This is a genomic window from Pseudomonas sp. UBA4194 (assembly GCF_002379585.1).
GTDB lineage: Bacteria > Pseudomonadota > Gammaproteobacteria > Pseudomonadales > Pseudomonadaceae > Aquipseudomonas.
In genome coordinates, this window is record NZ_DFUE01000005.1 from 47856 (window position 1) to 55381 (window position 7526).

9 protein-coding genes are annotated in these 7526 nt (G+C 60.6%); 1 reads left to right on the top strand and 8 read right to left on the bottom strand.

Translation table 11 applies throughout. From position 1 onward, the window contains the following. Window positions 1–108: 108 nt before the first annotated feature. The 8 genes from ruvB to B3397_RS00825 form a co-directional block, all read right to left on the bottom strand. Window positions 109–1164, bottom strand: a complete 1056-nt coding sequence (ruvB, locus tag B3397_RS00790; protein ID WP_296246357.1) for a Holliday junction branch migration DNA helicase RuvB — start codon at window positions 1162–1164, stop codon at window positions 109–111. Beyond that, a complete protein-coding gene (ruvA, locus tag B3397_RS00795) occupies window positions 1165–1773 on the bottom strand; it encodes a Holliday junction branch migration protein RuvA (RefSeq protein WP_296246359.1) in 609 nt (202 codons plus the stop codon). A 118-nt stretch (window positions 1774–1891) separates the two neighbouring features. After that, a complete protein-coding gene (ruvC, locus tag B3397_RS00800) occupies window positions 1892–2416 on the bottom strand; it encodes a crossover junction endodeoxyribonuclease RuvC (protein WP_296246361.1) in 525 nt (174 codons plus the stop codon). 96 nt (window positions 2417–2512) lie between these two features. Continuing rightward, window positions 2513–3259, bottom strand: a complete 747-nt coding sequence (locus tag B3397_RS00805; protein WP_296246363.1) for a YebC/PmpR family DNA-binding transcriptional regulator — start codon at window positions 3257–3259, stop codon at window positions 2513–2515. Between the two features lie 105 nt (window positions 3260–3364). Continuing rightward, the gene (gene aspS, locus B3397_RS00810) at window positions 3365–5140 is read right to left on the bottom strand and encodes an aspartate--tRNA ligase (RefSeq protein ID WP_296246364.1); all 1776 of its coding nucleotides are present in this window, start codon (window positions 5138–5140) and stop codon (window positions 3365–3367) included. 103 nt (window positions 5141–5243) lie between these two features. After that, window positions 5244–5465, bottom strand: a complete 222-nt coding sequence (locus B3397_RS00815; protein WP_296246366.1) for an FmdB family zinc ribbon protein — start codon at window positions 5463–5465, stop codon at window positions 5244–5246. A gap of 59 nt (window positions 5466–5524) precedes the next feature. Beyond that, on the bottom strand, window positions 5525–5896 hold the full coding sequence (locus B3397_RS00820; RefSeq protein WP_296246368.1) for a ribbon-helix-helix domain-containing protein: 372 nt from the start codon (window positions 5894–5896) through the stop codon (window positions 5525–5527). A gap of 191 nt (window positions 5897–6087) precedes the next feature. Further along, window positions 6088–6558, bottom strand: coding sequence for a Dps family protein (locus tag B3397_RS00825; RefSeq protein WP_296246370.1), 471 nt, complete (start codon window positions 6556–6558; stop codon window positions 6088–6090). Between the two features lie 316 nt (window positions 6559–6874). Here B3397_RS00825 and B3397_RS00830 point away from each other — a divergent pair, with 316 nt between their 5' ends. Further along, window positions 6875–7465, top strand: coding sequence for a cold-shock protein (locus B3397_RS00830; protein ID WP_296246371.1), 591 nt, complete (start codon window positions 6875–6877; stop codon window positions 7463–7465). The last annotated feature ends 61 nt before the right edge of the window (window positions 7466–7526 follow it).

The following is a 7526-nucleotide window of genomic DNA, read 5'->3' on the forward strand; positions in this document are numbered from 1 at the left end:
GCCCAGGCAACTGTTTTTTCGTGGTTTTTGCCGCAGTGGCGGTTGCTAAAGCCGCGTCTGCCCCTAGGACCACGAAAAGTGCATTTAGGTCGATGCCATGATGGCTTTTCATGCGTCTGCTTCACCCAGAAACGGATCGCTGGTGGGCATGTCACCCAGGCGATTGGGAATGTTGAGACCAAAATGCAGGTAGGCATGCCGGGTGACCACCCTGCCCCGCGGGGTACGCATGATGTAACCCTGTTGAATCAGGTAAGGCTCGAGCACGTCCTCGATGGTATGGCGCTCTTCGCTGATGGCCGCGGCCAGACTGTCTACCCCTACCGGACCACCGTCGAACTTCTCGATCATGGTCAGCAGCAAGCGCCTGTCCTGGTGATCGAAGCCACGCTCGTCGACGTCCAGCATGTTCAGCGCCAGGTCGGCAATAGGTTTGGTGATATGGCCCTTGCCGCGGACCTGGGCGAAATCGCGCACGCGGCGCAACAGACGGTTGGCGATGCGCGGTGTGCCGCGTGCCCGGCGGGCGATTTCGAACGCCCCTTCGTCTTCGATTTCCAGGCCCAGAATGCCGCCGGATCGACTGACGATGGTGGCCAGGTCGGCGGTGCTGTAGAACTCCAGGCGCTGAACGATACCGAAGCGGTCACGCAATGGATTGGTCAGCATGCCCGCGCGGGTAGTCGCACCCACCAGGGTGAACGGCGGCAGATCGAGCTTGATCGACCGCGCCGCGGGCCCTTCACCGATCATGATGTCCAGCTGGAAATCCTCCATGGCCGGATACAGCACTTCCTCGACGATGGGTGACAGACGGTGAATTTCGTCGATGAACAACACGTCGTGAGGTTCGAGGTTGGTCAGCAGCGCAGCCAGATCGCCGGGCCTCTCCAGCACCGGACCTGAGGTGCTCTTGATCGACACGCCCATTTCCTGAGCGATGATATTGGCCAGGGTAGTCTTGCCGAGCCCCGGGGGACCAAAGATCAGGGTGTGGTCCAGAGACTCGCCGCGCCCGCGCGCGGCCTGGATGAACAGCTCCATCTGCTCCCGCACGGTAGGCTGGCCGATGTACTCGGCCAGGCTCAGTGGGCGGATGGCACGGTCTTGGACTTCTTCACGGTCGCGGCCAGTGGCGGCGATCAGGCGGTCGGCTTCGATCACTTAGATCATTCCTTTCAGCGAACGGCGAATCAATTCTTCGCTGCTCAGGCCCTTGGCGTCGATGGCCGCCACCGCGCGGCTGGCTTCCTGAGGCTTGTAGCCCAGGGAAATCAGCGCACTGACGGCATCGCTTTCCGCGCTGTTGACCGGTGCGGGCCCTTGCGGCCCACTTGGCACCAGCTCGAACATGCTCGGCGTGGTTTCCCAGGCCTTGAAGCGGTCCTTGAGTTCCACCAGCAGGCGTTCGGCGGTTTTCTTGCCGACCCCCGGAATCTTTACCAGTGCCGAGGTATCCTGGGCCTGTACACAACGTACCAGTTCGTCGACATCCAGACCCGACATCAAGGCCAGCGCCAGCTTGGGACCTACGCCATTGAGGCGAATCAGTTCGCGAAACAGCTCACGTTCGCGCTTTTCATAGAAGCCGTACAGTAACTGAGCATCCTCGCGGACCACCAGATGGGTGTGCAGAGTCACCGTTTCACCGACCGATGGCAGGCGATACAGGGTAGTCATCGGCACCTCGAGCTCGTAGCCCAGGCCGTTGACATCGAGAATCAGGTGCGGAGGCTGCTTTTCAGCCAAGGTACCGCGCAGGCGTCCAATCACGTTTGAATCCTTTGTCGGAAGGGCGCATCAGCGCCCTACTCATACCGGCAAGCTCGCTCGCCATCATTGCAGGGTTGAAGTCAGCTGCAAGCAAAAAAGTTTAAATTGATGTGAGCCATCACAGCCTCAGGCGCCCGCCTCGGCTTCGTGCGGTACTCAGCCCATGGGGCATCAGGCTGGAGCGGGTATGCGCGTGAGTCAAGGCGATAGCCAGGGCATCGGAGGCATCGATCTGGGGTTTCTGGGTCAGCTTCAATAAATGCATGACCATCATTTGCACCTGCTCCTTGTTGGCAGCCCCCGTGCCGACGATGGCCTGCTTGACCTGGGTCGCACTGTATTCGGCGATTTCCAGGCCTTCTTCCGCAGCCGCCACGATGGCTGCACCGCGCGCCTGCCCCAGCTTGAGCGCCGAGTCGGCGTTGCGGGCCATGAACACCCGCTCGATGCCCATGGTAACCGGGCCATACGTCTGGATAACCTCACGCACCCCACGAAAGACGATTTGCAAGCGATCATGCAGCAGACCACTGCCGGTGCGGATGCAGCCCGACGCCACGTATTCGCAGCCACGGCCAGTCTCGCGCACCACGCCGAAGCCGGTAATGCGCGAGCCGGGGTCGATTCCAAGAATTAAAGTCATAAGGTCTGCAGTAGTGGTAGGCGGGTCTGACCTCTTCGCGGGCAGAGCCCGCTGCCACGGTGGGCGCGAAGAGGCCAGCATTGAAGCAGTATCGGCTCAGCCGAGCTGCTCCATGACCTCTTCGGAGATTTCAGCATTGGAATAGACGTTCTGTACGTCGTCCAGGTCTTCGAGCATGTCGATCAGCTTCAAGACCTTTTCGGCGCCCTCCGCATCCAGCTCGGCGCTGGTGGTCGGGGCCATCACGATTTCCGCATCGTCGGCCTTGAACCCTGCAGCCTGCAAGGCATTACCCACAGCGTAGAAGCTGGCGAAGGACGTGAATACATCGACCGAACCATCGCTGTGGCTGACCACATCGTCAGCGTCCGCCTCCATGGCGGCCTCCATCAGCGCATCCTCGTCGACCCCAGGGGCGAAGGACAACTGCCCCTTGCGATCGAACAGGTACGCCACCGAGCCATCGGTCCCCAGGTTGCCACCGCACTTGCTGAACGCATGCCGCACAGCGGCTGCGGTGCGGTTGCGGTTGTCGGTCATGCATTCCACCATCACCGCAACGCCACCCGGGCCGTAGCCTTCGTAGCTCAGCTCGACCACGTCATCGCTGCCGGCGGCACCGGTGCCTCGGGCGATGGCGCGGTCGATGATGTCTCGACTCATATTGGCGCCCAGCGCCTTGTCCAGCGCCAGACGCAGCCGCGGATTGGAGCCGGGCTCACCGCCGCCCTGGCGAGCGGCGACCGTCAGCTCGCGAATCCACTTGGTGAAGATCTTGCCTCTCTTGGCATCCTGGCGCTCTTTGCGGTGCTTGATGTTCGCCCACTTGGAATGACCTGCCATAACGCAACTCCGAATTCTGCCTGTTACCTTTACGAACCCCGCCCCAGGCGAGATTTACCACCGCTCAACGCAAGGGCGCATCCGAAGATGCGCCCAGTCCAGCATTTACTCAGCCTTGGGCTGTTCACGCAAACGAATGTGCAGTTCGCGCAGAGCCTTGGCATCCACCACCCCAGGAGCCTGGGTCATGACGTCCGCGGCACTCTGGGTTTTCGGGAAAGCGATGACTTCGCGGATCGACTGCGCGCCAGTCATCAGCATCACCAGGCGGTCGAGGCCGAAGGCCAGGCCGCCATGGGGAGGAGCACCGTACTTCAGGGCGTCGAGCAGGAAGCCGAATTTCTCTTCCTGTTCAGCTTCCTCGATGCCCAGCAGACGGAACACTGCCTGCTGCATTTCCTTGCGGTGGATACGGATCGACCCGCCACCCAGCTCGGTACCGTTCAACACCATGTCGTAAGCGCGGGACAGCGCGGTCGCAGGGTTGGCTTCCAGCTCTGCCGGAGTGCACTTTGGCGCCGTGAACGGGTGGTGCAGTGCACTGAAGCTGCCGTCGTCGTTTTCTTCGAACATCGGGAAATCGACGACCCACATCGGTGCCCACTGGCAGGTCAGCAGTTCGAAATCGTTGCCGACCTTGATGCGCAGCGCGCCCAGGGCCTCGCTGACGATCTTGGACTTGTCGGCACCGAAGAAGACGATGTCGCCGTCGACAGCACCTACGCGATCCAGGATCACGTTGAGGTTGGCCTCGGGAATGTTCTTGACGATCGGCGATTGCAGACCTTCGACACCCTTGGCGCGCTCGTTGACCTTGATGTAGGCCAGGCCCTTGGCGCCGTAGATGCCGACGAACTTGGTGTAGTCGTCGATCTGCTTGCGCGGCATGCTCGCCCCGCCCGGTACGCGCAGTGCGGCGACGCGGCACTTCGGATCGTTGGCCGGGCCGCTGAACACCTTGAACTCGACTTCCTTGAGCTGGTCGGCAACGTCGACCAGTTCCAGCGGGTTGCGCAGATCGGGCTTGTCGGAGCCATAACGGCGCATGGCTTCTTCGAAGGTCATGTGCGGGAACTCGCCGAACTCGACGTCCAGCACTTCCTTGAACAGCTGGCGCACCATCGCTTCGGTCAGGTCGATGATTTCCTTTTCGTCGAGGAAGCTGGTCTCGATGTCGATCTGAGTGAACTCAGGCTGACGGTCGGCACGCAGGTCTTCGTCACGGAAACATTTGGCGATCTGGTAGTAGCGATCGAAACCGGCCACCATCAACAGCTGCTTGAACAGCTGAGGCGATTGCGGCAGGGCAAAGAAGCTACCGGGGTGGGTACGACTGGGGACCAGGTAGTCGCGAGCGCCCTCAGGCGTGGCGCGGGTGAGGATCGGCGTCTCGACGTCGAGGAAGCCGTTCTCGTCCAGGTAGCGGCGGATGCTGGTGGTGATGCGCGAGCGCAGTCGCAGCTTCTCGGCCATTTCCGGACGGCGCAGATCGATGAAGCGGTAGCGCAGGCGGGTTTCCTCACCTACGTCGGAGTATTCGTTGAGAGGGAACGGCGGGGTTTCCGCTTCGTTCAGCACTTCCAGCTCGTAGCCCAGCACCTCGATGGCGCCGGACGCCATGTTCGGATTGACTGCGCCGGCCGGGCGTGCACGCACCTTTCCGGTGACCTTGACCACGTACTCGCTGCGCACGCGATCGGCGGCAGCGAAGCTGTCGGCGCGATCCGGGTCGAAGACCACCTGGGCCATGCCTTCACGATCCCGGATGTCGAGGAAAATAACCCCGCCATGGTCACGACGGCGGTGGACCCAGCCGCACAGGGTGATTTCCTGACCTTCCAGGGTCTCGTTCAGTTGGCCGCAATAGTGGCTGCGCATCATAGTAATGGTTTCACTTCTCGTAATTCGTGATTCGGTGGACGACGTTCAGGGCTGACGACATGCAAGGTAGATATAGTGCAAGAGGCTGCCCGTGGCGATCAACTCAATCGGCCTTGTCGCCGCCTGCCAGGTTCTTCTTGCTACCGGTCTTGAAGTCGGTCTCGTACCACCCGGTACCGCTCAGGCGAAAGCCTGGCATGGACAGCATCTTCTTCAGCTGCGGCGCCTGACAGGCCGGGCAGTCAGTCAGGGGGTCTGCGCTGATTTTCTGAATGACTTCCATCTGGTGACCACAGGAAGCACATTGATAGTCGTACATCGGCATGGGTAATGTCTCGGTAACCAAGCAAGCGCGGCGCAGCAGGCGCCAGGGGAAACGGGCGATTATATCCGGTTAATCGGCGCTGCGCAGCCGTCCACGGTAACAGAGCCTGACCGATCGCGCCCCAGCAGATGCGTCACGCAGACCACACGCACCAGGCCACTGAAGTTTTTGACCCCGCCATAGCGCAAGTGCACTTCGCGATCCACATAAGAGAGCAAGGCATTGACGGTGCAGTGATTGGCCACGGCAATGCGTTCAAGAATGTCCCAATAGACACGCTCGAGGCGCAAACAAGTGGCGAATCCGTTGAGGCGCACCGAGCGCGAAATGGGGCGCGCCTGGGACATATCGAAGTTTTCCGCGTAGGGATCGATGGCGAGTTTGCTGGACTTGTCGAGCTGACGCGCTCGGATAAAGGTGTTCCGTTCCATGGATTCATCGCTTCCGTAAAAGGATGACGCCTTCAACTCCGAAGGCGTCTTGATGAACCTATGGAAGCGCAACGCCGAAGCGCCGGAACAGAGGACTCGCGACGTTACCCCGTAGGATTGACGCCGCATGCCCGTAGGCAAAAACCGCGGCGGCCAGGCCGGCAAACGCGTGCCCAGCCATCGCCGAAGGCTTAGCCCTCCAGCAGGGAACGCAACATCCACGCGGTTTTTTCGTGCACCTGCATGCGCTGGGTCAGCAGATCCGCAGTGGGCTCGTCACTGACCTTGTCCAGCAACGGGAAGATGCCACGCGCCGTGCGAGTCACCGCTTCCTGACCCTCGACCAACTGCTTGATCATGTCCTGAGCAGACGGCACGCCCTCTTCTTCCTTGATCGAAGACAGCCGGGCGTACACCGAGTAAGCCCCCGGTGCCGGGAAGCCCAGAGCACGGATACGCTCGGCGATGGAATCGACCGCCAGTGCCAATTCGTTGTACTGCTCCTCGAACATCAAGTGCAAGGTACGGAAGGCAGGACCCGTGACGTTCCAATGGAAGTTGTGGGTTTTCAGATAGAGCACGTAGGTGTCCGACAGCAGACGGGACAAGCCATCCACGATGGATTTGCGATCTTCTTCGCTGATGCCGATATCGATTGCCATACATTATCCTTTCAAATGATGAGTGTTCACCCGACAGGTGGATGCCCACTTTAGCAAGACCAGCCGGCCCACGCAGCCTTTGCAGGGCAATGAACAGTGCGACCTATCCGCCCAACGGCTGGCCGCACGTAAGCGGTTGATTTGAGAAGGGCAGTGCTTTGCTGTTAAATAGATAGCGTGCCGCCTGGACCGATTACCAAGCCCTGGCGCATAGGCTGGCCCCCCAAGGCGCGCGGCGCTTTTCTTCATCACCTTGCCGCGAATCTCACGACGTCAGCTCTTCCTCTGTGCATGATCTTGAAAGTGAGCCAATCAAATGTTGAAAATAGTCCACCTCCTGACGGGAGCAGCCGCCGTGCTGTTGTCCTTCATACCAAGCCTGCGGGCCGATACCGCGCCCTACCTGCTCCAACCCGATGCTATCTACCTGGCGCTGTTCGGCCTGCTCAACCTGCTTTTGGCTCCGGTGATTCCCCACTGGAACAAAGGCCCACGTCACCTGCTGCAAAATCTGGTCAGCGTCCTGCTGGTCGTTGCTGTCATCACGCAAACCTTGACCCTGCTGGTGCCGCTGCCTGCAATCGGCATCGTGCCAGGCCTGCTCTGCGCATTGATCGCATGCCTTGCACATCTGGCAATCAGCTTCTACAAGTCCTCCCCCGCGCCGAGCGCCGTGCAGTACGACATGACCAACCGTGATACAGGCACGGTCAAGTGGTTCAACACATCCAAGGGCTTCGGCTTCATTTCGCGGGATTCGGGTGACGATATCTTCGTCCACTTCCGCGCGATACGTGGCGAAGGGCATCGCGTACTGGTCGAAGGCCAGCGCGTCGAGTTCTCGGTAATGAACCGCGACAAAGGCCTGCAGGCCGAAGACGTCATCGCTGCCTCCCCCCGCCGCTAACCGGCACCCCAAAAAAAACCGCGAGCCCAGCTCGCGGTTTTTCGTAGCAGCGGCGTAAGCC